General features: G+C 62.7%; 21 protein-coding genes and 1 pseudogene. 11 read left to right on the top strand and 11 right to left on the bottom strand.

The features are described 5' to 3' along the window. Positions 1–156: 156 nt before the first annotated feature. From fliR to flgB, 5 genes are all read right to left on the bottom strand, one after another. Positions 157–927: a flagellar biosynthetic protein FliR gene (gene fliR, locus M6D32_RS08485; RefSeq protein WP_298255269.1), complete on the bottom strand. Its 771-nt coding sequence runs from the start codon at positions 925–927 to the stop codon at positions 157–159. A 186-nt stretch (positions 928–1,113) separates the two neighbouring features. Then, positions 1,114–1,377: a flagellar biosynthesis protein FliQ gene (gene fliQ, locus M6D32_RS08480; protein WP_298255267.1), complete on the bottom strand. Its 264-nt coding sequence runs from the start codon at positions 1,375–1,377 to the stop codon at positions 1,114–1,116. 112 nt (positions 1,378–1,489) lie between these two features. Then, positions 1,490–1,798 carry a flagellar hook-basal body complex protein FliE gene (gene fliE, locus M6D32_RS08475; protein ID WP_298255265.1) on the bottom strand — a complete coding sequence of 103 codons (309 nt, stop codon included), beginning with the start codon at positions 1,796–1,798 and terminating at the stop codon, positions 1,490–1,492. A gap of 20 nt (positions 1,799–1,818) precedes the next feature. After that, on the bottom strand, positions 1,819–2,244 hold the full coding sequence (gene flgC, locus M6D32_RS08470) for a flagellar basal body rod protein FlgC (RefSeq protein ID WP_298255264.1): 426 nt from the start codon (positions 2,242–2,244) through the stop codon (positions 1,819–1,821). 48 nt (positions 2,245–2,292) lie between these two features. Beyond that, positions 2,293–2,700, bottom strand: coding sequence for a flagellar basal body rod protein FlgB (gene flgB, locus M6D32_RS08465; protein WP_298255262.1), 408 nt, complete (start codon positions 2,698–2,700; stop codon positions 2,293–2,295). Between the two features lie 668 nt (positions 2,701–3,368). On the opposite strand from flgB, the gene M6D32_RS08460 reads away from it, so the two are divergent. Beyond that, positions 3,369–4,295, top strand: a complete 927-nt coding sequence (locus M6D32_RS08460; RefSeq protein ID WP_298255260.1) for a flagellar biosynthetic protein FliO — start codon at positions 3,369–3,371, stop codon at positions 4,293–4,295. After that, the gene (fliP, locus tag M6D32_RS08455; protein WP_298255258.1) at positions 4,292–5,050 is read left to right on the top strand and encodes a flagellar type III secretion system pore protein FliP; all 759 of its coding nucleotides are present in this window, start codon (positions 4,292–4,294) and stop codon (positions 5,048–5,050) included. The genes M6D32_RS08460 and fliP overlap by 4 nt, the downstream gene beginning before the upstream one ends. Before the next feature lie 38 nt (positions 5,051–5,088). Here the strand turns inward: fliP and M6D32_RS08450 are convergent, their stop codons facing one another. From M6D32_RS08450 to fliL, 5 genes are all read right to left on the bottom strand, one after another. Beyond that, positions 5,089–8,871 carry a tetratricopeptide repeat protein gene (locus tag M6D32_RS08450; protein WP_298255256.1) on the bottom strand — a complete coding sequence of 1,261 codons (3,783 nt, stop codon included), beginning with the start codon at positions 8,869–8,871 and terminating at the stop codon, positions 5,089–5,091. A 254-nt stretch (positions 8,872–9,125) separates the two neighbouring features. Beyond that, the gene (locus M6D32_RS08445; RefSeq protein ID WP_298255254.1) at positions 9,126–9,890 is read right to left on the bottom strand and encodes a flagellar protein FlbB; all 765 of its coding nucleotides are present in this window, start codon (positions 9,888–9,890) and stop codon (positions 9,126–9,128) included. Beyond that, the gene (locus M6D32_RS08440; protein WP_298255252.1) at positions 9,887–10,345 is read right to left on the bottom strand and encodes a DUF6468 domain-containing protein; all 459 of its coding nucleotides are present in this window, start codon (positions 10,343–10,345) and stop codon (positions 9,887–9,889) included. Before M6D32_RS08440 ends, M6D32_RS08445 begins: the two co-directional genes overlap by 4 nt. Then, complete coding sequence (gene fliM, locus M6D32_RS08435) at positions 10,342–11,544, bottom strand: flagellar motor switch protein FliM (protein WP_298255250.1); 1,203 nt, start codon at positions 11,542–11,544, stop codon at positions 10,342–10,344. The genes M6D32_RS08440 and fliM overlap by 4 nt, the downstream gene beginning before the upstream one ends. Positions 11,545–11,728: 184 nt before the next feature. Further along, positions 11,729–12,223: a flagellar basal body-associated protein FliL gene (gene fliL / locus M6D32_RS08430; RefSeq protein ID WP_298255248.1), complete on the bottom strand. Its 495-nt coding sequence runs from the start codon at positions 12,221–12,223 to the stop codon at positions 11,729–11,731. A 370-nt stretch (positions 12,224–12,593) separates the two neighbouring features. On the opposite strand from fliL, the gene flgF reads away from it, so the two are divergent. From flgF to M6D32_RS08405, 5 genes and pseudogenes are all read left to right on the top strand, one after another. Beyond that, a complete protein-coding gene (gene flgF, locus M6D32_RS08425) occupies positions 12,594–13,358 on the top strand; it encodes a flagellar basal-body rod protein FlgF (RefSeq protein WP_298255246.1) in 765 nt (254 codons plus the stop codon). Between the two features lie 11 nt (positions 13,359–13,369). Further along, complete coding sequence (gene flgG / locus M6D32_RS08420; RefSeq protein ID WP_298255244.1) at positions 13,370–14,164, top strand: flagellar basal-body rod protein FlgG; 795 nt, start codon at positions 13,370–13,372, stop codon at positions 14,162–14,164. A gap of 11 nt (positions 14,165–14,175) precedes the next feature. Beyond that, on the top strand, positions 14,176–15,243 hold the full coding sequence (gene flgA, locus M6D32_RS08415; RefSeq protein WP_298255242.1) for a flagellar basal body P-ring formation chaperone FlgA: 1,068 nt from the start codon (positions 14,176–14,178) through the stop codon (positions 15,241–15,243). Between the two features lie 5 nt (positions 15,244–15,248). Beyond that, positions 15,249–16,004 carry a flagellar basal body L-ring protein FlgH gene (flgH, locus tag M6D32_RS08410; RefSeq protein ID WP_298255240.1) on the top strand — a complete coding sequence of 252 codons (756 nt, stop codon included), beginning with the start codon at positions 15,249–15,251 and terminating at the stop codon, positions 16,002–16,004. A 46-nt stretch (positions 16,005–16,050) separates the two neighbouring features. Further along, positions 16,051–16,164: pseudogene (locus tag M6D32_RS08405) on the top strand (4-hydroxythreonine-4-phosphate dehydrogenase PdxA); the annotation flags it as partial. 28 nt (positions 16,165–16,192) lie between these two features. Here the strand turns inward: M6D32_RS08405 and M6D32_RS08400 are convergent. Continuing rightward, a complete protein-coding gene (locus tag M6D32_RS08400; RefSeq protein WP_298255238.1) occupies positions 16,193–16,966 on the bottom strand; it encodes a fumarylacetoacetate hydrolase family protein in 774 nt (257 codons plus the stop codon). 693 nt (positions 16,967–17,659) lie between these two features. On the opposite strand from M6D32_RS08400, the gene hyi reads away from it, so the two are divergent. Genes hyi through pyk form a run of 4 tightly spaced genes read left to right on the top strand, consistent with a single transcriptional unit; the run spans position 17,660 to position 22,128 of the window. Then, entirely contained in the window at positions 17,660–18,445 is a 786-nt protein-coding gene (gene hyi, locus M6D32_RS08395; protein ID WP_298255236.1) for a hydroxypyruvate isomerase, read from the top strand. Positions 18,446–18,468: 23 nt separating this feature from the next. Beyond that, positions 18,469–19,356, top strand: a complete 888-nt coding sequence (glxR, locus tag M6D32_RS08390; protein WP_298255234.1) for a 2-hydroxy-3-oxopropionate reductase — start codon at positions 18,469–18,471, stop codon at positions 19,354–19,356. A gap of 21 nt (positions 19,357–19,377) precedes the next feature. After that, positions 19,378–20,640 (top strand): glycerate kinase, encoded by a 1,263-nt coding sequence (locus tag M6D32_RS08385; protein ID WP_298255231.1) that lies wholly within the window; start codon positions 19,378–19,380, stop codon positions 20,638–20,640. A 27-nt stretch (positions 20,641–20,667) separates the two neighbouring features. Beyond that, on the top strand, positions 20,668–22,128 hold the full coding sequence (pyk, locus tag M6D32_RS08380) for a pyruvate kinase (RefSeq protein WP_298255229.1): 1,461 nt from the start codon (positions 20,668–20,670) through the stop codon (positions 22,126–22,128). Positions 22,129–22,494 lie beyond the last annotated feature (366 nt).

The raw sequence follows: 22,494 nt of genomic DNA, 5'->3' as shown, positions 1-22,494 counted from the left end.
CATATTGCGGCTCCACGTTTACGAACTTCGGAATCAAAGGAGCACTAGCCAATTATATGATTCTAGTGCGGTTTAGAATTTGAAGTTCCTATGACGAGGTTACCGCGAAACTGATAGGAACTTCAAATTCACCGCACTAGCGCCCACTTTGGAACTTCAAATGGGCGGCACTAGCTGGTGCATGACGCCGATGAAGTAGTCGAGGTAGGTTCCCATCATCGCGGCCAGCACGACGCCAAAAATGAGGAAGCCTGCGAGGATCGAGAGCGGTACAGCGACGAAATAGACCTGCATTTGCGGCATCAGGCGCGCCAGTACGCCGAGGCCGATATTGAACACCATGCCGAAAACCAGAAACGGCGCAGCCAGTTGCATGCCGATCTTGAAGGCTGCGCTGAACGCGCGGGTGGCGAGTTCCGCCACATCCCCGCTCGGCATCACTTCGCCGGGCGAAAAGATCCTGTAGCTGTCGTTGAGCGCGGCAATGACCAGGTAGTGGCTGTCGGTCGCAAACAGCATGGTGACGCCGAGCAGCGTCAGGAAATTGCCGATCAGAACACCCTGCTGGCCCTGCGTCGGATCGACCGAGGTGACAAAGCCCAGCCCCATCTGCTGGGCGATTACCGCGCCTGCAACCTGCAGCGCCGCCAGCGTCACCCGCGCGGTCGCACCCAGCACGATGCCGATCAGGATCTCGTAGACCATCATCACCAACAGCGCGGCCATCGAACTCATGTCGATGTGGTAGTCGGCGCGGTGCAGCGGCAGAATGATGAGCGTGAGCAGAAGCGCGATCGAAAGCTTGATGCGGACGGGAATATTGGTTTCGCCCAATCCCGGCAGCAGCATCACCATCGCGCCGACGCGGGCGAAGGTCAGCATGAAGGCCGCCGCCAGTAACGGCAAAAGCGAGATGTCGATGCGCATTTAGCGAGCGTCCCGGCTCCAACATTCGCACCCCATCGCGGCGTATTCTTTTGCGAATGTTGGAGCCGAAGGACACTCGCCAAGAGACACTTGAACGCAGTGCGGTTTCGGATTTGACGTTCGCCAACCGAACTCGCAGCGCCCCACGGGCGAACGTCAAATCCACCGCGCTGCCGGATAATGGCATCAGCCGCCTATGATTCGCGACGAAATCCGCATCATATGGCTGTGTAGCGCGTCGGCCATAAATGGCAGCGTCAAGATCAGCGTGACGAAAATCGCCAGAATCTTCGGAACGAAGATCAGCGTCTGTTCCTGGATCTGGGTCAGCGCCTGGAACAGCGACACCACCACGCCCACCACAAGCCCCACCACCATCAGCGGGGATGACACCACGACGATGGTCCAGATCGCATCCCGCGCCACGTCGAGGGTTTCAGCACCGGTCATAACTCACTTTCCTATCGCTTGTGTCATTCCGGGGCGATGCGAAGCAGCGAACCCGGAATCTCGAGATTCCGGGTCTGGTCCTTCGGACCATCCCGGAATGACGGCGAAGCCGTCAGATCGTCATCTTCATGATGTCCTCGTAGGCCGCGATGACCTTGTCGCGCACCGACACCAGGGTCGAGACCGCGACGTCGGTTTCCGCGACCGCTGTCACCACGTCCATGACATTGGCCTTGCCCGACGCCATCGCGACGGTTTGCGCATCGGATTTGCGTCCGGCGTCGAGCACGCCGCCGACGGCACTCTTGAGCACGTCGCCGAAGGACATTCCGGCCGGATCGGCCGCCTTGGCGGCGCCGCCGCTATCCACCATGCGGGCGGCCGAAGCATAGGCGTTGGCGGCAATTGCGGGTGATGCCATCGTTTAAACCTTCCCCTGTATCAGATCTTGAGAATATCGAGCGTTCGCTGGATCATCCGGCGCGTCGCACTGATGATGTTGAGATTGGCCTCGTAGGACCGCTGCGCTTCCCGCATGTCGGTCATTTCGATCACCGGATTGACGTTCGGATATTTGACGTGGCCCGTCGCGTCCGCAGCCGGATTGCTGGGCTCGTATTTGACGTGGAAATCGGAGTTGTCGGTCTTGATCCTGCCGAGCGTCACCACCTGGGCATCCAGCGCGCGGTCGAGCGCCGACGAGAAGGTCGGCACCTTGCGGCGATAGGGGTCGCCGCCGGCGGTCGATGCCGTCGAATCGGCGTTGGCGATATTTTCCGAAATCACCCGCATGCGCCCGGACTGGGCGCGCAGCGCCGATGTCGCAATGCCCATCGAGCGGGCGAAGTCGTTTGCATCGCTTGACATGATGCCCCTCTCCTTAAGGTTAGCCCAGGCCTCGGCAGCGGATCTCCACTAGCCCTTGCCGATCGCTGTCTTCAGAAGGTGCAGGCTCTTGCTGTAGAGTTCGGTCACCGCCGCGTAGTTCATCTGGTTCGATGACACCTTGAGCATTTCGTCCTCGAGGCTGACCGAGTTGCCCGCGGGGCGCGTCAGAAATCCCGCGCGGTTGTTCTCGCCAAAGCTCGGATCCGCGTTATCGGAGGCAATATGGCTTGAGCTGGTGCGCGCCATCGCCAGCGTCGTGGCTCCGCCATCGATCTTGCCGCTGCCGATTTCGAATTTCGGTTCGACCAGATCGCGCGGCTTGAAATTGGGCGTGTTCGAATTGGAGACGTTTTCGGCCAGCACCTTTTGCCGTTCCTCGTGCCATTGCATCTTGGTACGCAAGATCGACAGGGTCGGAAGGTCACTGATAGCCATCGCCGCGTTCCCCTTGGCCACGGGCTTGATGCCCGGTAGGCAGAATTTGCCGCGCATATGGTTAATGGCAGGTTAAAATTGCGTTCCGTGCGAGCCCGGCGCATTTGGGTTCCGAAGTGGACCCTTCGAATCGCTCCGAGCGCAATTTCGCCACGAATGCTGCGTTAACCAGCGAAATCATCGGCGCCGGCATCGCGAGAAGTCGTTTTGGCCCTGCCGATTCATGGGTTATTAAGGCTAGTGCCCACTTTCCGAAGTTCGTGCTCCATCGCGGCACCCACTTCCACGAACTTCGGAAAGTCATGGGCACTAGAGCTCCGATTCCGAAGTTCGCAAGCTGTTGCGGCCCCTTCGATGCGAACTTCGGAATCAAAGGAGCTCTAGCAACTTATTGATTCTAGTGCGGCTTTGAATTTGAAGTTCCTCTAACGAACTCACGGCGAAACTGATAGTAACTTCAAATTCGCCGCACTAGCAGACCTATTGATTCTAGTGCCGCTTTTCTATTTGAAGTTCCTGGATCGAATTCGCCGCTGGTGGTGCAGGAACTTCAAATAGGCGGCACTAGCCCGGACGGCAGCTTTTGCCGTGGGAAATTAACTTGGGCCGCGGGGCTCGATTGGCGTCGTGAGGCTGCTTCGGCCTCGTGGGCGCTGGGGAAAAAAGGCATGCAGGCACTTACATTTTTGTTCGCGTTCGTGGCGGTCTTGGTGCTGATTGGCCTGGTGGCCTGGCTGATACGCCGATTCGCGTCGAACCGGCTTGGCACCAACACCAATCGCGGAAGAATGCCGCGTCTGGCCGTGATCGATGCCGCCGCCGTGGACGGCCGCCGCCGCCTGGTGCTGGTGCGGCGTGACAATGTCGAGCATCTCTTGATGATTGGCGGCCCGACCGACATCGTCGTCGAACCCAATATCGTGCGTGCAGCGCCCGGACGCGATCAGTTGCCGCCGCGGCCGGCCGTCGCCAGCCCCGATACGCAGCCCCGCATTGTGCCGCTTCCGGATCCTGCCGGCTGGGCCGAAGCCGAGTCCGCGCGGCCCGATCCCTTCGAGCATGGCGAACCGCAAATGCCCGAACCCCCGCCGCGTCCGACACGGCCAGCCTTTGCCGAGGAAGCGCGCCGGCCACCCCGCGTCGAGCGAGGCGACCCCCTGACCGGATTTTCGCCCGAGCCGATGGGCGTTCGTCCCGAACCGCGCCCCGAGCCGCCCCCCGCGCTGCGAATGCCGCAGCGAGGCGAACCGATGATGCCGCGGCCCGCGCGGCCAGTTCCCGTCGATGCGCCAAAACCTCCGCCGCTTCGCGCCGAACGTCCCGCCGCGCCGCCCCCGCCACCGCCGGGGCCGCCGCCGATTTCTTCCGCCGACCAGAATCTCGCCGAGATGGCGCAGCGGCTCGAAGCCGCACTTCGCCGTCCGCCCGGCGAACCGGTTGCTCCGCCGGTCGCGCCGGAGCCGCCCGCGCCCCGCTCGGCTCCCCGCGGCGAGCCTGCCGCACCGCCGCCTATGCAGGCGCCGGGCAAGGGCGGGTTTGACAACCTCGAAGACGAAATGGCCTCCCTGCTCGGCCGGCCAAAGAATCCTTCGTGAGGGCCGCAGGCCCTCCGCGTAGAGTTTTATTTTTAGCCACTCTGTTAGCCGCCAGCCTGCTGGCCGCGCCGGCATGGGCGCAGGACATCAGCATCAATCTTGGCGGCCAGGGCAATGGCGGCGTGACCGAGCGCGCGATCCAGCTGATCGCCCTGCTCACGGTGCTGTCGATCGCACCGTCGATCCTGATCATGATGACGTCGTTCACGCGTATCGTGGTCGTGCTGTCGCTGCTGCGCACCGCGCTCGGCACCGCAACCGCGCCGCCGAACACCGTCATCATTGCGCTCGCAATGTTCCTGACCGCGTTCGTGATGGGACCGGTCTTGGAGAAATCCTATGACGATGGAATCAAGCCGCTGATTGCCAACCAGATCAGCGTCGAGGAGGGCTTGCAGCGTGCATCCGTGCCGCTGCGCGGCTTCATGCTGAAGAACGTCCGCGAGAAGGACGTGAAACTGTTTCAGGACATGTCCGGCGAGCCCTTGCCGGCGACTCCCGAGGATCTGTCGCTGCGCATCCTGGTGCCGGCTTTCATGATCTCCGAATTGAAGCGCGCCTTCGAGATCGGCTTCCTCCTGTTCCTGCCGTTCCTGATCATCGATATGGTTGTCGCCTCGGTCTTGATGTCGATGGGCATGATGATGCTGCCGCCGGTGACCGTGTCCCTGCCCTTCAAGCTGATCTTCTTCGTGCTGATCGACGGCTGGTCGCTGGTTGCCGGCAGCCTGGTACAGAGCTACAGCGGAGGGTAGTGCTGCGGTTCGGAAGTTCCCGTCCGCTTCGCCGCCTCTTACTTCGCCGCCTCTTGCTTTGCGGCTTTGGCCTGCCTGGTTCCGGAGATCTTTGTTCCAACAATAGCGGGCAGCGACCCGGTCGGCGTCGGATCGGTCTTCGGCGGACTGGCGTGCGCCGTCGCGTCGGGGTAGCGCGTCTTCATGTCACGCAGGAAACCTTCCAGCGTATCGACGCTTGCCGCCATCTTGGCGATCTGGGTGAAGTCGGCCCCGGTGGAATCGACCGGCTTGCTCGCAACCTCGAAGGCCGCCCGGTCCTCGGGCGAATTCATCAATGGCAGGTATTTTTCGCGAAAGCGCGCCATCCCGATGGCGTCTTCGGCGAGCGCGTAACCGACGACCGCCCGGATGACGTCGCTCTTCTCCGACGAGTTCAACGGCCGGAAGTCGCGCCAGCGATCGGCGTAATAGAGTTCGATCTGTTCGGCAGACTGGCGCCATTGCCGCGCCGCCCAGTAGATATCCGAGCGCAGCCGGATCGCTTCGCGGCCGGGGATATTGGAAATGATGTCGAGCGCGAGATCGTGCCGTCCGACGTCGCTTTGCGCCCGCGCCTCCAGCAACAGGCGCTGCTGCCGCAACTCACCTGAAAGATCCGCAATCCGGGTCGAGCGAAGGGCGTCGATCGCCCGCTCCGGCTTGTGGTTGGTGAGATAGACCATCGCAAGGCGCGCGGCGACCTGCGCGCGCGCGGCACCTTCGAGCCGCTTGTCGACCTGGTATTGCAGGAGTTCGGCCGCCTGGTCGAGCAGGTCGACGGCCACCAGACGGTCAGCGAGGCGGCGGATCATCTCGTCGCCGCGCCGGCCGATCGGCGTCAGGTCGCGGTATTCGTAGAACATGCCGAGCGCGTCGATCGGCGGGAGATCGTCGCCCTTCTTTCCGAGGAAGAGCTGCGCAAACAAGGCCGACGCGGCATCCTGGCCCTGGCGGGCGATCTCCAGATTGGGCGCCAGGCGGTTGGCGGTGCGCACCGCGGCGAAGGAGTCGGCAAAGCGCCCGGTTTCGGCATAGATCTTCGCCAGTCCTTCAAGCGCCTGCACCTCTAGCGCGTCGCCGCGCCAGATGACCGAAAGCGTCTCCAGCTCGCGCAGCGCGTCTTCCTGACTGATCTCGTCGCGCTTTTGCTTCAAGGCGACGAGCAGAAGCCTTGCTTCGGTCTCGGCCTGGCGATCGGACGAGGCAACCGCGCGCTTGAATTCATCGAACGCATCCTTGTCGTGACCAAGGCCTTCGTCGAGCCGGCCGCGCAGCACGGCAACCTCCCCCACCTGCTCCGGCAGGGCGCCGATCACTTCCAGTTCGCTGGCGCGCTTGGCTGCGCCGGGATAATCCTTGACCTCGATCGAGGCGTGCATCGCTTCGACGATCACGATTCGCTGCAGATCGATCGGCAGCGACGTCACGGCGAATTCGGTGCTCTTGAATTTCTCGCGCGCGTCCGCCCATTTTCCCTGGCGCGCGCTCGCCATCGCCTTCCAGAGCTGCGAGTCGTAGTTGCTCCCGATCACCGGGCTGGCGAGATCCTTCAGCCCGCGTTCGGGGCGCCCCATCAGGATCGATGCCAGCGAGTGAACGATCAGCGCGGCCGGATCCTCCGTGCCGGCTTTCGCGTCGGCCAGCGCCAGATTGAGCACGCCGACCGCTTCCGGATACATCCGGCGCGCCATGTAGAAGCGGGCAAGGTCGACCTGCGCCGCCATGCGTTGCTCGGCTCCGGCGGTGGCCGCTGCACCAACGGCCTGCATCAAGGCATCCACCCGCTCGCTGAAATTGCCTTCCTTGTTCCTGCGCCATTCGCCGAGATCGAAAATCGGCCGCACCGCCGTGGGCGCACGCTCGACGCCGTTGTCGGCGGGCGACAATGTCAGGCCGCCGGGCCTGCCCAGGACGACCTTGTCGGGTCCCACATCGGCCGTCACATCGTCGGATTTCGGGCGAATGGCAACGCCATGGATCGACTCGAGCAGCGACAGTTCGACGAAATCCTGCCGTCTGATGAAGCCGCGCGCCGGGGGCCTTGCCGTCACGACGAACAGCGTGTCGCCGACGTCGGGATCCTTGAAGCGATGGAGGCTGCCTGCCTGCTTCAGCGGCACTGTGACGTTGGCAATCGCCGGGTCTGCGATGTTCCTGATCGCCGACAGCGCCTGCGACGGTGTCGTCACCGTATCGGCAAAGGTGACGGTCCAAATGGTGCCGGTGGCAAGGTCTTCGCCGGAAATCGAAGGCAGCTGCGGCCGGTTGAGGCGGAAGCGGACCGCCTGTCCTTTTTCCAGCGGCACAATGCTGACATCGGCCACCGCCGCACCGCCCTGCCCTCGGACCGGATCGAGGTTGATCGGCTTCTTTGAATCCAGCATCAGCCACAGCGTATTGGCGCGGCGAAACAGCGCTGCGGCTGTGCCGGTCGGCATCGGGAAGCTCAGATGCAGCCCTTCGCTGTCGCGGATCACGGCGACAGTGGCGGCATCTGGCTGCGGCTTGGCTTCGGCCGGCGCCGGCGCGGCCTGCATGTTCTTCGGCGGAGCCTCTGCGGCCCTGGCCGGTGTTTCGCTTGGGGCCGGCGCGGGTTTGGCGACTTCGGGCGCGGCCGCCGCTTTCGGCGCAGGTGCGACGCCGGGTTCGGCGGGCGCTTGCGGATTTGGAGCTTCGGCCACCTGTTGCGGTGGCGGCAGAGCCACCGGCTTTTCGGCCGCTAGCGGCTTCTCGGCTGGCGCCGGCTGCGGCACAGTCACGGACTTCTCAGCCGTCATCGGCTTCTCGGCTACGGGAGGCGTGACCGCTGCAGGGGCTGCCGGAACCGGCGCGACAGCAGGCGTCACCGGTAGAGCGGCAGCTTGCGTCTTTTCGGCCGTTTGCACCGGCGGGGCGCGCGCGGCATTGGCAGCCTGGGGCAGCAGCGCCTTGTCGGGCTGCTGGAAGGCAACATCGATGATGTAGTTCTTGTCTTCGCGGAACGAGTGGACGTCGACGTCGCCGACCATGGTAAGTTCAACCACGGCGGTCTCGCCTTCGATCTTCTGGGTGATCGAGGCCACGTTGGGCGGCGCCGAGATCTTGGCATCCGCCAGATCGAACGTCAGCGCCTTGCTGAAGAGCAGTTTCAGCTTCTGCTCGTTCAGCACCGAGGACACGCCGACACGGTCGGGCATTTCGAAAACAAAGCGCACGAAGGTCGGCTGAACCAAGGCGCGCACGCGCACCGGGGTGCGCTTCTTGGCTTCCGACAACGCCCGCTCCTGGCGGAGTTCGCGCTCGGCCGCGCGGGCGCGCTCGGAGAGCTCACGCACGACCTCCTCAGGAAGGCTTGGTGGCGGCCCTTTCCAGGAATCCGGCAGCAGGTCGACGAACAACCGTTCGCCGGCGGTCATGGTGTTGATCTTTACCCTGCGCGACAGCGACAGGCGGATCGCCGAACCATCCGGGTCGCGGCGCGCGGCACCGACATAGTCGGGCACCGCCTCGCCGAGTCGGTCGACGGAAATATCGACCGGCCGCTCGAACCGGATCACGACGATCGATCCGGCCGTCACAACTTCCGAGCTGACGTCTTCGTCAAATTTGATCACGAGCCGGGCAAAGCCACCGGCCGACGTGAACGAAGCTTCCGCATTGACCGCATCAGCCGCGAAGCCCGGCGTCGAAAAAGCGAGATAGACCAACGCGCCAAATAGAAAACCTGCGGCGCGAGGCGAAGATCGCGCACGCCCAAGCCGGATCGCGCGCAGGCAACCGCGCACTCGCGACCAAAATCCAGCGGCAGCCATTCGCGCCATTCGCTTCTCAAGTCTTCCAGTTCGTCCCGATCGCGAGATCGCGCATCCACCCGCGTTTGAATTCAGTGCGGTGGATTTGACATTCATCCGATAACGCCGCGAATCCATTTACGAATGTCAAATCCAGAGCCGCGATCCTATTTTGCTGGTGTTCCTCAGGTTCTGACATTCGCAAAACCCTCGCCGCAACACCGTGCGAATGTCAGACCCGGAACACTAGGATCGGCAATTTAAGGACTTGTTAAATATCCCCGTTAATTGACCTTCTGCGGTTGCATGACCTTCCCTTCGATCTTCGGAAGATCGGCATCGGAGCTGGACTTGTCGCCGCCTGCCCGGTGCGCCATCTCGACCGTGAGCCGTTCGGCGACATCGGGCGACATCTGGCCGAGACTATCGGCCATCTTGCGCGGGGCGATGTGCGAGGCGATTTCGAACAGCACCGGCATTTCCAGCCGATCGAAGACCTTGGCGGCGTCCTTCGGCTTCATGCCTTCATACATGGTGATGATGCCCTTGAAGCGCGCGGCTGCGTCGTCGGCCTTCTGCTTTTCGGCGCCGGTAATGCGGGACTCGATGGCCTTCATTTCCTCGACCCGGCCTTCGGCGCGCTTTTCCGAGGCCTTCAACAGGCTCTCGCGAATATCGATCTCGCGCGCCCGCGTCTCGAGTTCCTGACGCCGCGCCTGCAACCGCTCGAGGATGGCGCGCTCGGACGCCGAAACCGGCTGTGCAGGCTCAGCCTCCTTCGTGGTTTCGGCCTTTGCCACCTCCGGCTTGGCCTCTTCCTTCGGCTTCTCTTTCTGCTTCTCGACCGAGCCGGTGATGTCGGAAGCGTCGGCATAGCTGCGGCCCGGAAAGTTGATGGTCGCCTGCGCCCAGGACGGCTGGGTCGAATCCGGCCGATAGTCGAAGACATATCCGCCATCGAGCACGAGGCCCGCAATCTTCAGGACCGCAAGACCGAAGACGGCAACCAGAACAACGGGAAGGACGCGAATGTTACGAAACGGTTTCATGCAGCCAGCCCGTTGGACCTCTTACGTTCGGAAAATGCCTGAGCGGCCGCTGCCAGCGCCTTGGCTTGCGAGACCGGCGCAGGCATCGGCGGGCTTGCTGGTTCCGGCTCGGCCGCGGCCGTGGAAGGACGCGCAGCGCTCGTGATCCTGGAGAGGCGGCGGACCACGTTGTCGCATTCGCCGAGTTGTTTCCTCAACTGCTCCGACATCGCGGTCGCCGCGGTCAGCTTGGCGCCGAGGTTCTCGTTGACGTCGCGCACCGTAAGCTTGAGGCCGCCGATCGCGCGTTCCGCTATTTCGGTCGCGGTAATCAGTTCGCCAATGGTCGCTTTCAGCGAATGCTCGTCGGCCTTCAGCCGCTGGAGGCGCTTGTTCAACAACATGCAGTAAGCGATCGTGACCATAAGCAAAACCGCAACAAGGCTCTCAATCACGATTCCGAGCGAATGGCTCATGGGGCCTCCATCATCTTGGTCTGCTCGTCGGCCTTCTCGAACATGGCGAATGTCGTATTCGGCTTGCGCAATTGCTTGGCGACGCGGATGGCGACGCGGTCGCCGACCCGACCCATCCGCCCCTCGGTGAGCGTCACGCTGCCGCAGCGCACGGCAACCAGCGCGTCGGCCCGCATCTCCAGCGGCAGGGTGTCGCCCACCTTCAGCTTCATGAGCTGCTTGAGCGGAATGTCGGCTTCGTAGAGCACGGCATCGACGGAAATCTCGGCCTGCGCCACTTCGGTCGCGAAATGGCCTTCCCAGATCGGGTCGCGGCCGAATTTTTCGCCCATGAACATCTGCAACAGCACGTTGCGGATCGGTTCGATGGTTGCATAAGGAAGCAGCAATTCGATGTTGCCGCCGCGGTCTTCCATGTCGATGCGCAGGCGAACCAGGATCGCGGCATTGGCAGGGCGGCTGATGGCGGCAAAGCGCGGATTGGTTTCAAGGCGGTCGATCGTGAAGGTCACGGGCGACAGCGGCCGGAACGCCTGTTCGGCGTCCGTCATCACCACTTCGACCAGGCGCTTGACGAGATTGGTTTCGATCGTGGTGTAAGGACGTCCCTCGATGCGCATCGAGGTCTGGCCGCGGCGGCCGCCAAGCAGGACGTCGATCATCGAGTAGATCAGGCTGGAATCGACCGTGACGAGCCCGAAGTTTTCCCACTCCTCGGCCTTGAACACGGACAGCACGGCCGGCAGCGGGATCGAGTTCATGTAATCGCCGAAGCGGACCGAGGTGATGCGGTCGAGCGAGACTTCGACGTTGTCGGAGGTGAAGTTACGCAAGGAAGTCGTCATCAGCCGCACCAGGCGGTCGAAGACGATTTCCAGCATCGGCAAGCGCTCGTAGGAGACCATCGCCGAATCGATGATGGCGCGAATGCCGGAATTGTCGTCGAGATTGACCTCGCCGACATTGAAACCCAGCAGGTTGTCGATTTCCTCCTGCGACAGAACGCGCTCGCCGCCGTTCTTGCCGGTGCCAAAGTCGCGGCTGCCGTCCTCGACCATGGCCGCCCATTGCAGGGCCATGGTTTCGGACAGCTCGTTGGATTCCGCTTCGGCGGCGGCTTCGGCCGGATCCTGCGAGTCAAGCTGCGCTTCCCATTGCGCAGCTATCGCATCCTGGTCGACTGGATCGTTGCCTGCCATTTTTTCTAGTGCCCACCTTCCGAAGTTCGTACTCTCTCGCAGCACCCACCTTCACGAACTTCGGAAGGTCATGGGCACTAGCAAACTTATTAGTTCTAGTACCGCTTCGTCGATCTGAAGTCCCTGATCGAATTCTCCGCTTGTGGTACAGGGACTTCAGATCGGCGGTACTAACTCCGCATCGTCACTGGATAACGACTTCCTTGAACAGCACCGCGCTGACCTGGTTCGGTGCGACCGCGGCGTTGACCCGCCGCGTCAGATCCTCCTTGAGGCGGAACAATCCGGCCGATCCGTTGAGATCGGAGGGACGCAGTTCGCGCAAATAGGTCTGGAAGATGTCGGTCACGCGCGGCAGCGACGGCTTGATCGCCTCGGCCTGCTTCTCCTCTTTGACTTCGAGGACGATCTTGGCCTTGAGATATTGCACCCGCTCCCCGGGCAGGCCGATCAGGTTGACGAGCATGTCGGGTACTTCGACATAGGTCGGCGGCTTCGGCGGCGGTGCAACCGCCTCCGCATGCGCTCCCTTATCGTGGTGCCGCAGGAGGAAAAACCACGTCGCCCCGCCGCCGGCGGTCGCGAGCACGGCGACGACGGCCAGGATCAACTTGAGCTTGCCTTTGGGTGCAGGCGCTTCGGCTGCTTCGGCTGCGCCTTCCGCTTCGTTGTCTGCCATCGTCAGGGCCGCTCCGCCGTCAGGAAAACAATTCGTTGCCGACAGGCGACCAGACTCACGCGATACACGCGGCACGTCCTGCGTTCGATTTTGAACGCTAAGGTAATAATGGTTAACGGATGCTTTCTTTTGCGCGTCCACTGGGAAAAAGTTGCCGGGCAAACATGGTCAACAAGACCTTATTGCCGCCCTCAAACGCCTCTCCCGATCGGCCAACCATCTGAAATAATTTCGTTTTCCGGATTGGCACGGCTTTCGCTCTGATTGAGAGCGAACCGCGCGGGCTTGGGAGAGCCTTTGACGGTTCGAAGGATCCGAACGCCGCCTGGGAGGGCATCGCCGCCGGATCATTTGAGGGGAGAATCTTGCGATGGAGAATGCGCTTCTCGTCGGACTATCGCGGCAAACTGCGCTCGAGCGGCAGCTCGACGTGATTGCCAACAATATCGCTAACGTGAACACCACGGGCTACAAGGCCGACAAAACGCTGTTTGAGCAATATCTCAACACGCCTGCGCGCGAAGACAATTTCGTCGGCGGCGACCGCCGCGTCAGCTTCGTGCAGGACCGCGGCACCTACCGCGACATGACGGAAGGCGCGGCCGAATTAACCAAAAATCCGCTCGATATCGCCATCAGCGGCTCCGCTTTCCTGGCCGTGCAGACGGCAGGCGGCGAGCGCTACACCCGCGACGGCGGCTTGCAGATCAACCCCCAGGGTCAGCTCGTGACGGCGGCCGGCAATCAGGTTCTGGGAGCCAACGGCCCGATCGCCTTTCAGCAGACCGACCACGACATCAGCATCACGCCCGACGGCACCATCACGGTGATCCAAGGCAACGACCGGGTGGATTCGGTGCGCGGCAAGCTTCGCCTCGTCAGCTTCACCAACGCACAGAAGATGCTGAAGGAAGGCCTCAATCTCTACACCGCCGGCGATGCCGGCACGCCACAACCGGACATCAAGTCCACGGTGCAGCAGGGCTATATCGAGAAATCGAACGTCAACGCGGTCGCCGAGATGAGCCAGATGATGGAAGTCTCCCGCACCTACGCCGCGGTCGCAAACATGATGAACCAACAGGCAGAGCTGCAGAAGACCGCCATTCAGCAGCTTGCTGACGTGCCGGCTTAAGGAGACGACCCATGCAAGCACTTCATACCGCTGCGACCGGGATGGCGGCCCAGGAACTGATGGTCCAGGTCATCTCGAACAACATCGCGAACCTGCAGACCACCGGTTACAAGAAGCAGACCGCGGATTTCCAGGACCTAATCTATCAGCACATCGCCCGGGTCGGCGCGCAGGCCTCGCAACAGGGCACCATTCTTCCCATCGGCGTCGACATCGGCGGCGGCGTCAAGGTAGTGGGAACGCCGCGGGCCATGACGCAGGGCACGCTGTCGCAGACCGGCAACGATCTCGATCTCGCCATCACCGGCGACGGCTTCTTCAAGATCCTGATGCCGGACGGCACGTTCCAGTATACCCGCGACGGCACGTTCCAGATGGACAACACGGGGCGCGTCGTCAATGCGCAGGGCAATCCGGTTCAGCCGACCATCACGATCCCGCAAAATGCGACGGGCCTCACCGTCAACGCCCAGGGTCAGGTCTCCGTGCAGCTGCCCGGACAGGCGACGACGACGTCGACGCTCATCGGCCAGATCGGCCTGACACGTTTCGTCAACAAAGGCGGCTTGCTGCCGGTCGGCAACAACAACTTCACCGACACACCGGCTTCCGGAACGCCGCAGGACGGCATCGCCACCCTTGTGGGCTACGGCACCATCAACCAGGGCAGCCTCGAAAACGCCAACGTCGACGTCGTCTCGGAAATGTCCAACCTGATCGCCGCCCAGCGCGCATATGAGATGAATGGCAAGGTGATCACCGCCGCCGACCAGATGATGCAGTCCGCGACCGCGTTGTTCCGCTAAGGGAGGTGATGATGATGGTACGCTCGATCCTCGTCGCAGCCCTTCTGGTGGCAGCCCCCTCGCTCGCATGGGGGCAGGCCAAGGAGGATATCCTCGCGGCGCCGGTGCTTCGCGCGCAGGTGACTGTCGAGGGCGACATCGTGCATGTCGGCGACATGGTCGACAACGCCGGAACGGCGGCACAGATCGCGATCTACCGCTCGCCCGACCTCGGCACGATCGGAACACTTGCGACCGACCAGGTCATCGGCGTGCTCCAGGCCCATCAGGTGATCGGCGTCGACACCAGGGGCATCAAGTCGGTGACGGTCACGCGGCTGGCGCGCACCATCGACGCCAAGGAGATCGAATCCCGGGTAGCGCATGCGATCGAACATCGCAGCGGACTTGGCGATGCGGCCAATCTCAATTTGACCTTCGACCGCGACGTGCAGGACGTGCGCCTGGACGCATGGAACAACGGGGTCATGCAGCCGGTCCGCTCACACTACGATCCGCGCAGCGGACGCTTCGACGTCACCTTCGAAATAAGCAACGACAACAACAGCGCGCGCACGCGCCTGCGCTTCTCCGGAATTGCCGTCGAAATGTTCGATGCAGCGGTCCTGACCCGCAACGTTGACCGAGCCGACGTGCTGAAGGCGTCCGACGTCGTCGTCGAGCGGCGTCCGAAAGCCGAAATGGGCAGCGACGCCGCCGTGCGCGGCCGCACCGTCGGCATGCAGATGCGCAGGCCGCTCCGCGCCGGCCAGGCGCTGCACGTCGCCGATATCAGCAAGCCGGATCTCGTGCAGAAGGACGACAATGTCACGCTGATCTACGAAACCGCCGGCATTTACATCACCGCACGCGGCAAGGCCGTCGATACCGGCACCGAAGGCGACACCGTCACCGTACTCAACCTGCAATCCAAGCGCACCATCTCCGGTACCGTTGTCGGCCGCGACAAGGTCGCGATCTCGATCGCAATGCCCCGCTATCTCGCCGATACCACCGCCTCGACCGGCGCGGCCCAAACAGAGGCATCCGTTTCCGTAGCCGGCGGTAATAGCGCGCAGACGACCTCAAGAGCAGAGTAAATGTAATGTTGATTTCAAAGTTCAGACGTATCGCGCTTGCGGGGACCATGCTGACCGTCGTCAGCATCACCACGGGCTGTGCGGGCATCGACCGGCTTTCCCAGGTCGGCGAAGAGCCGAAGCTGTCGGCAATCGAGAACCCGACGACGCAGCCGGGCTACAAGCCGGTGCAGATGCCGATGCCGAAGCCGGAGACGGTGTCCTACAATCCGAACTCTCTCTGGCGAAACGGGTCGCGCTCCTTCTTCAAGGATCAGCGTGCGCACCAGATCGGCGACCTGCTGACGGTGACCGTCAACATCACCGACCAGGCCAACTTTGCGAACGAAACCCAGCGCCAGCGCATCGCCACTGAAGATTCCGGTATCACAGGCTTTCTCGGCTCCAGCCTGTTCGGCCAGCGCGCCCAATCCGTCCTGCCCGGACGGTTCCTGAACGCTGACGGGCTGATGCAGACCGACGGCAAGGGGTCGATCGTGCGCCAGGAAACGTTGCAGACCAACGTCGCCGCGGTCGTCACCCAGGTGTTGCCGAACGGCAATCTCGTGGTCGAGGGTAAGCAGGAGATCCGCGTCAATTACGAAAAGCGCGAGCTGATCGTCGCCGGCATCGTGCGGCCGGAAGATATCCAGAGCGACAATACCATCGACTCCTCGAAGATCGCGCAGGCCCGCATCGCCTATGGCGGCCACGGCGAAATCAGCGACATCCAGCAGCCGCGCTACGGCAGCCAGGTCATGGACGTGCTGTTGCCGTTCTAATCAGTGGTCCGATTCCAACATTCGCATCCCATCGCAGCAGTCACTTTTGCGAATGTTGGAATCAAAGGACGGCCAATACGACGCGGTCGTGGCGATGTATCACGATCGGGGACACATTCCGGTCAAGCTGCTTGGCTTCGAGGTCGATCCGAAGACGGGCATATTCCGAGCGGCTGGCGGGTGTCGCGTTACTGGCGAAGCTCGTTGCGCAACTCGCCGATGCCATCGATCGCGACGGTAATCAGGTTGGAGGGGCCTTTGATGCTACCGACGCCGAGCGAGGTGCCGCAGCAGATCAGGTCGCCCGGCAACAACGTCATGTCGTGCGACAGTTTGCTGACGAGCTCTTGCGCGCTGAAGATCATGTCGGCGATCGGATAGGACTGGCGCTCGACGCCATCGAGCAGAGTGCGAACAGCGAGCGATGACGGATCGACACCCGTTGCGACGACTGGTCCGAACGGACAGAAGCCATCGAAACTCTTGGCGCGCGCCCACTGCGCGAAGGTCTTGTCCTTGGCGATGATGTCGGCGGCCGTGACGTCGTTCACGCAAGTGTAGCCGAAGATGTGCGCGGCGGCGTCTTCCGGTGTGACGCCGTGGCAAATGCGGCCGATGACGATGCCGAGTTCACCTTCATAGACGATCTTGCCGTCATATGCCGCCGGCCGCGCGATCACGGCTTCCGGCGCGGTTACAGAAGTAGGGGCTTTCAAGAGATACAGCGGCTCGACCGGCTCGGGAACGGCGAGCTTGGCAGCGAGCGCGTGGAAATTGTTCCACAGCGCGATGACCTTGGAGGGGGTCGTCGGCGCGACCAACTCGACTTCATTGCGCGCGATCTTGCGGCCGCTTGCCTGCGGCGCCTCGAACATGTTGCCGACGTGTTGGAGAATGGTGTCTCCATCGAGCGTTCCAAAACCGGCTTCACCGCGATGGCGATAGCGTATCCAGTGTTTCACCGTTGTCCTCGTCAGCTTGTGATCGTGCGGCCGCGAAAGCAAACGCGGCTACTTTTCGCCGCCTCGTTTCCTTCCGCTCGAAGCCGCACTTCAACTGAAAGATTGGTATACAATATTCCAAAATGCAAGACGGGTATGCAGGTAGGGACCACCGGCGACTCGGGCTCCGTAACCAGTGCTGGGCCAGAAAAAAGAAAAGCCTCGGTAAAACCGAGGCTTAAAGTTATCGGGAGGGAAAACCTGGCGGCGAGCTCTCACCTTCGCCGCCGACCCAATACTGGTATAATAGATACCAGAATGCAAGCGATTTATCGACCGATGTCAGCCAACCGGAAATTTCGCTGCGTCTTCAAGGTCATCGCCGGTGCACAAATCCAAAAAAGGGAGCGCGCCGCTGCCGCTTCAAGGGCTGATTGACGACGACGGCGAGAGTTTTCCTTACATCAATCTTGCGATCGGATTCGCGTTCGCCGTTGCAGATGGGGGCCGAGGCAGCCTTTCGCGGGTGACGTTCATTGGCGCGCGCAGGCCGGACCGCGCTGCATTTGATTTCCAGCATGAGAAGAATCCAACGCGTTGATATCGCGGAGGATCTCCGACTTGTTTCCGCATCGTGAGAAACAAATAGCGTTCGGTTGTTCGCCGCCCTCGCGCGAATGATGATCGGATCACACCATCAACCGGGACCCGATGATGCCGAAATTCGCCGCGAACCTCACGATGCTTTTCACCGAGCGCCCGTTTCTCGAGCGCTTTGCGGCGGCGAAGGAGGCGGGTTTTTCCGGCGTGGAATTTCTGTTCCCGTATGAATTCGAAAAAGCCGTGCTGCGCGAGAAGCTCTCGCAATACGGTCTTACCCAGGTGCTGCACAATCTGCCGGCGGGCGACTGGGCCGCGGGCGAGCGCGGCATCGCCATCCTGCCCAACCGCGTCGCCGAATTCCGCGATGGCGTGAAGCGGGCCGTCGACTATGCCAGGGCGCTGGAGTGTCGCCAGCTCAATTGTCTTGTAGGTGTCGCGCCGGCGGGTGCTGACGCCGCAGAGCTGCGCGAGACCTTGGTCGAGAACCTGAGTTTCGCCGCGCACGCGCTCGCCGATCACGGCATCCGCCTGTTGATCGAGCCGATCAACACGCGCGACATTCCCGGATTTTTCCTGTCGGGGACCGAGCAGGCGCGGCAGATCATCGCCGATGTCGGTTCCGACAATCTGTTCATCCAGTACGACATCTATCACATGCAGATCATGGAGGGCGATCTCGCTCCCACCATGAAGAAGCATCTCGACCGGATCGCGCACGTTCAGCTTGCCGACAATCCCGGCCGCAACGAGCCGGGCACCGGCGAGATCAATTTCGACTTCCTGTTTCGCTACCTCGACGAGCTCGGCTACTCGGGGTGGATCGGCTGCGAATACAAGCCGAAGACCACCGCGAGCGAAGGGCTCGACTGGTGCGCCCCGTGGATGGCGCGCGCCTGATTTTCAAAACGGAGACAGATCGCATGACCGACATCGGTTTTATCGGGCTCGGAATCATGGGGCGTCCCATGGCGGGTCACTTGCAGGCAGCCGGACACCGCCTGTTCCTGCACGACATCGCAGCGCTGCCGAAGGACCTCATCGCGGCCGGCGCGGTTGCGTGCGATATGGCCAAGGAAGTCGCGCAGAAAGCCGAAATCGTCATCCTGATGGTGCCGGACACGCCGCATGTGGAAGCCGCGCTGTTCGGCCGCAACGGGGTCGCGGAGGGATTGTCGAAGGGCAAGATCGTCGTCGACATGAGTTCGATTTCGCCGCTGGCGACGAAGGAGTTTGCCAAACGGGTCAATGCGCTCGGCGCCGACTATCTCGATGCGCCGGTCTCCGGCGGCGAGGTCGGCGCAAAGGCCGCCTCACTGACCATCATGGTCGGCGGCGCGCAGGCGGTATTCGACAAGGTCAAGCCGCTGTTTGCGCTGATGGGAAAGAACGTCACGCTCGTCGGTGGCAATGGCGATGGCCAGACCACCAAGGTCGCCAATCAGATCATTGTGGCGCTGACGATCGAGGCAGTCGGCGAGGCGCTTTTGTTCGCGTCGAAAGCGGGTGCCGATCCGGCGCTGGTGCGGCAAGCCTTGATGGGCGGCTTCGCGTCCTCGCGTATTCTCGAGGTGCATGGCGAGCGCATGGTGAAGCGCAACTTCGAGCCGGGCTTCCGGATCGAATTGCACCAGAAGGACCTCAACCTCGCGCTCGAAGGTGCTCGTGCACTCGGGATTTCGTTGCCCTCGACCGCCACCGCGCAGCAGCTTTTCAATGCCTGCGCCGCCCATGGCGGCAAGGCCTGGGATCACTCGGCGATGGTGAAGGCGCTGGAATTGTCGGCAGGTCACGAGATCGGCGGCCGATAGTTGGCGGGGGCGGTACGCGCCGTGACCATCGATCATCGCCGCTTTCTGCGGGACATGCTCCAGGCGGCTATCGATGCCGCCGCGCCCGCACGATGCGTGCCGGCCCATCTGCCGCCGCGGCCGAAGGGACGCACCATCGTTGTCGGTGCCGGCAAAGCCGCCGCCTCGATGGCGGCTGCGGTCGAGGCGCATTGGGACGGTCCGCTCGAGGGAATGGTCGTGACCCGTTATGGCCACGGCGCCGCGTGCCAGCGGATCGAAGTAGTCGAAGCGTCGCATCCCGTTCCCGACCGGGCCGGCGATCGCGCGGCGCAACGAATTCTCGAGCTGGTGTCCGATCTGTCGCAGCACGACCTCGTCCTCGTGCTGCTGTCGGGCGGCGGCTCGGCGCTGCTGACGTCTCCGATTGCGGGCCTGGCGTTCGACGAGCTCGCAGATCTCAACGAGAAGTTATTGCGGTCGGGCGCGACCATCGGTGAGATCAATTGCGTCCGCCGCCATGTCAACGCGCTCGCCGGCGGCCGTCTCGCCGCCGCCTGCTATCCGGCCAAGGTCGTTGGCCTTCTGATTTCCGACGTTCCCGGCGACAGTCCCGCCGACATCGCCTCCGGCCCGACGGTTGCCGATCCGACGACGTGCGCCGATGCGATGGCGGTTCTCGAACACTTCGGCATCTCCGTCTCGCCGGCGCTGCAACGGCTGCTCGCCTCCGGCCGCGGTGAAAGCATCAAGCCGGGGGATCCGCACCTTGCCGGCGTCGAAACCCACATCATTGCCGCGCCGCGTAAATCGTTGCAGGCAGCGGCGGACGTCGCGCGCGGGGCGAATATCACGCCACGTCTGCTCAGCGATCGCCTCGAAGGCGAGGCGCGGCATGTCGGAACGGCATTGGCCGGCATTGCGCGCCAGATCGCCGACCACGCCGAACCAATGGTGCCGCCTTGCGTGCTGTTGTCGGGCGGCGAGACGACGGTGACGGTGCGCGGCGAGGGACGCGGCGGCCGCAACAGCGAGTTCCTGCTGGCGTTTGGCATCGCGGTCGACGGCCATCCACACATCTTCGCGATCGCAGGCGATACCGACGGGATCGACGGCGTCGAGGAGATCGCCGGCGCCATCTGGCTACCGGATAGCCAGGCGAGGGCGTGCCGGTTGGGGCTCGATCCGAAACTGAGCCTGGCGCGCAACGATGCGCATTCCTTCTTCGAAAGCCTGGGTGACGGCGTGGTGACGGGACCGACCATGACCAACGTCAACGACTTTCGGGCGATCTTGATCGTTTGATTCCTCTTTCGCGACAGGCACACCACCATGCATCGGCAACGCAAAGCCAAGATTGTTGCCACCGTCGGCCCCAGCAGCGCGGCGCCCGACGTGCTCGAAAATCTGTTTCTCGCCGGCGTCGACGTGTTCCGGATGAATTTCAGCCACGGCGAACGCGCCGATCACATCGCCGTGCATCGCGCGTTGCGGGCGCTGGAGCGAAAGCATGGACGGCCGATCGCCGTGCTCCAGGACCTGCAAGGTCCCAAGATCCGTCTGGGCCGCATTCCGGGCGGTGAGCGCCACCTTGCCTTCGGCGATCTCGTCTCGTTCACCGCTGGAGAGACAGCCGGCGACCGTCACATTCCGCTGCCTCACGCGGAGATTTTCGACGCGGCGTCTGCCGGGCACGGGCTTCTGATCGACGACGGCCGCGTTCGCCTGCGGATCGAGGAGGTTCGCGGCAACGTGATGACGGCCCGCGCGCTGAACTGCGGCACGCTGCGCGACCGCAAGGGCGTCAATCTGCCGGACAGCATCCTCGCGATCTCGCCGATCACCGAAAAGGACCGCCGCGACCTCGAACTGGGACTGGACCTCGGGGTCGACTGGGTTGCCATGTCGTTCGTGCAAACGGCCGCCGATATCACAGCCGCGCGAGACCTGATCGGCAGCCGCGCGGCGCTGATGGCCAAGATCGAGAAGCCAACCGCGCTGGCGCAGATTTCGAGCATCGTCGCGGCCGCCGACGGCATCATGGTCGCGCGCGGCGATCTCGGCGTCGAGATACCCTGCGAGGAAGTGCCGGGCTGGCAAAAGCAGATCGTCCAGCTGTGCCGCGTGGCGATGAAGCCCGTGATCGTCGCAACCCAAATGCTGGAATCGATGGTGTCGTCGCCGACGCCGACCCGCGCCGAAGCATCCGATGTCGCGACCGCCATCTATGATGGCGCCGACGCCGTGATGTTGTCTGCCGAATCCGCGGTCGGCGATTATCCCGTGGAGTCCGTCGAGGTGATGGACCGGATCATCCGCAAGACCGAGACTCACCGGCTCTACCGATCGTTCGTGAACGCGATCGATATCGGCATCGATGCGATCCCGTCCGAAGTGGTCTCGAAGAGCGCCGCCGATGTCGCCGATCAACTCGACCATGCGGTGATTGCCGCCTTCACCTATAGCGGGGCGACCGCGGCGCGTATCGCGCGGTGGCGTCCGGCTGCGCCGATCATCGCGCTGACGCCGCGTGACGAAATCGCACGGCGCCTGAACGTGCTGTGGGGAACCCACAGCGTCTTCTCCGAGGACATCGCGAGCTACGAGGAAATGATCGCGCGCGCAAGCGCAACGGCGGAGCGCGAGGGAATTGCCCCCGAGGGAACACAGCTGATTATCGTCGGCGGCATTCCGTTCGGCGAGGCCGGCACCACGAATAATTTGCGGATCGCGCGAATCTCCCGGCCAGTAGTCCGCAACGGGGCGCCGGCCTATGGCGCATTCGAGATCTAGAGCTCCGATTCCGAAGTTCGCAAGCTATTGCGGCCCCTCCGATGCGAACTTCGGAATCAAAGGAGCTCTAGCAACTTATTGATTCTAGTGCGGCTTTGAATTTGAAGTTCCTATGATGAGGTTACCGCGAACCTGATAGGAACTTCAAATTCGCCGCACTAGCCGGGCTCTCGCCGTTCCAGCGGTTGGTATTGGCGGCCTCCGAGCCGAGGCAGGCGCTACCCGGTCGTCTGTGAACAATACGTTTTCAGGCGGGCGATAGATTTGGCTTGGGAAAGATCGCGATCAGGATGAGGCACAATAAAATTCTGAGCCACTTGATGAGGCGGCGGAAGTTGTAGCCGGCGGCGGCGAGAACGGCGTTGT

The sequence above is a fragment of the Bradyrhizobium sp. genome (assembly GCF_027307225.1).
Lineage (GTDB): Bacteria > Pseudomonadota > Alphaproteobacteria > Rhizobiales > Xanthobacteraceae > Bradyrhizobium.
Note: the sequence above shows the minus strand (reverse complement) of the source record. Positions and strands in the feature narration are given on the sequence as shown.

Bases quoted from the DNA above. Each gene is read 5' to 3' on its own strand.
- fliR (WP_298255269.1), bottom strand. From the start codon at position 927: ATGCGCATCGACATCTCGCTTTTGCCGTTACTGGCGGCGGCCTTCATG.
- fliQ (WP_298255267.1), bottom strand. From the start codon at position 1,377: ATGACCGGTGCTGAAACCCTCGACGTGGCGCGGGATGCGATCTGGACC.
- fliE (WP_298255265.1), bottom strand. From the start codon at position 1,798: ATGGCATCACCCGCAATTGCCGCCAACGCCTATGCTTCGGCCGCCCGC.
- flgC (WP_298255264.1), bottom strand. From the start codon at position 2,244: ATGTCAAGCGATGCAAACGACTTCGCCCGCTCGATGGGCATTGCGACA.
- flgB (WP_298255262.1), bottom strand. From the start codon at position 2,700: ATGGCTATCAGTGACCTTCCGACCCTGTCGATCTTGCGTACCAAGATG.
- M6D32_RS08460 (WP_298255260.1), top strand. From the start codon at position 3,369: ATGCAGGCACTTACATTTTTGTTCGCGTTCGTGGCGGTCTTGGTGCTG.
- M6D32_RS08450 (WP_298255256.1), bottom strand. From the start codon at position 8,871: ATGGCGCGAATGGCTGCCGCTGGATTTTGGTCGCGAGTGCGCGGTTGC.
- M6D32_RS08445 (WP_298255254.1), bottom strand. From the start codon at position 9,890: ATGAAACCGTTTCGTAACATTCGCGTCCTTCCCGTTGTTCTGGTTGCC.
- M6D32_RS08440 (WP_298255252.1), bottom strand. From the start codon at position 10,345: ATGAGCCATTCGCTCGGAATCGTGATTGAGAGCCTTGTTGCGGTTTTG.
- fliM (WP_298255250.1), bottom strand. From the start codon at position 11,544: ATGGCAGGCAACGATCCAGTCGACCAGGATGCGATAGCTGCGCAATGG.
- fliL (WP_298255248.1), bottom strand. From the start codon at position 12,223: ATGGCAGACAACGAAGCGGAAGGCGCAGCCGAAGCAGCCGAAGCGCCT.
- flgF (WP_298255246.1), top strand. From the start codon at position 12,594: ATGGAGAATGCGCTTCTCGTCGGACTATCGCGGCAAACTGCGCTCGAG.
- flgG (WP_298255244.1), top strand. From the start codon at position 13,370: ATGCAAGCACTTCATACCGCTGCGACCGGGATGGCGGCCCAGGAACTG.
- flgA (WP_298255242.1), top strand. From the start codon at position 14,176: ATGATGGTACGCTCGATCCTCGTCGCAGCCCTTCTGGTGGCAGCCCCC.
- flgH (WP_298255240.1), top strand. From the start codon at position 15,249: ATGTTGATTTCAAAGTTCAGACGTATCGCGCTTGCGGGGACCATGCTG.
- hyi (WP_298255236.1), top strand. From the start codon at position 17,660: ATGCCGAAATTCGCCGCGAACCTCACGATGCTTTTCACCGAGCGCCCG.
- glxR (WP_298255234.1), top strand. From the start codon at position 18,469: ATGACCGACATCGGTTTTATCGGGCTCGGAATCATGGGGCGTCCCATG.
- pyk (WP_298255229.1), top strand. From the start codon at position 20,668: ATGCATCGGCAACGCAAAGCCAAGATTGTTGCCACCGTCGGCCCCAGC.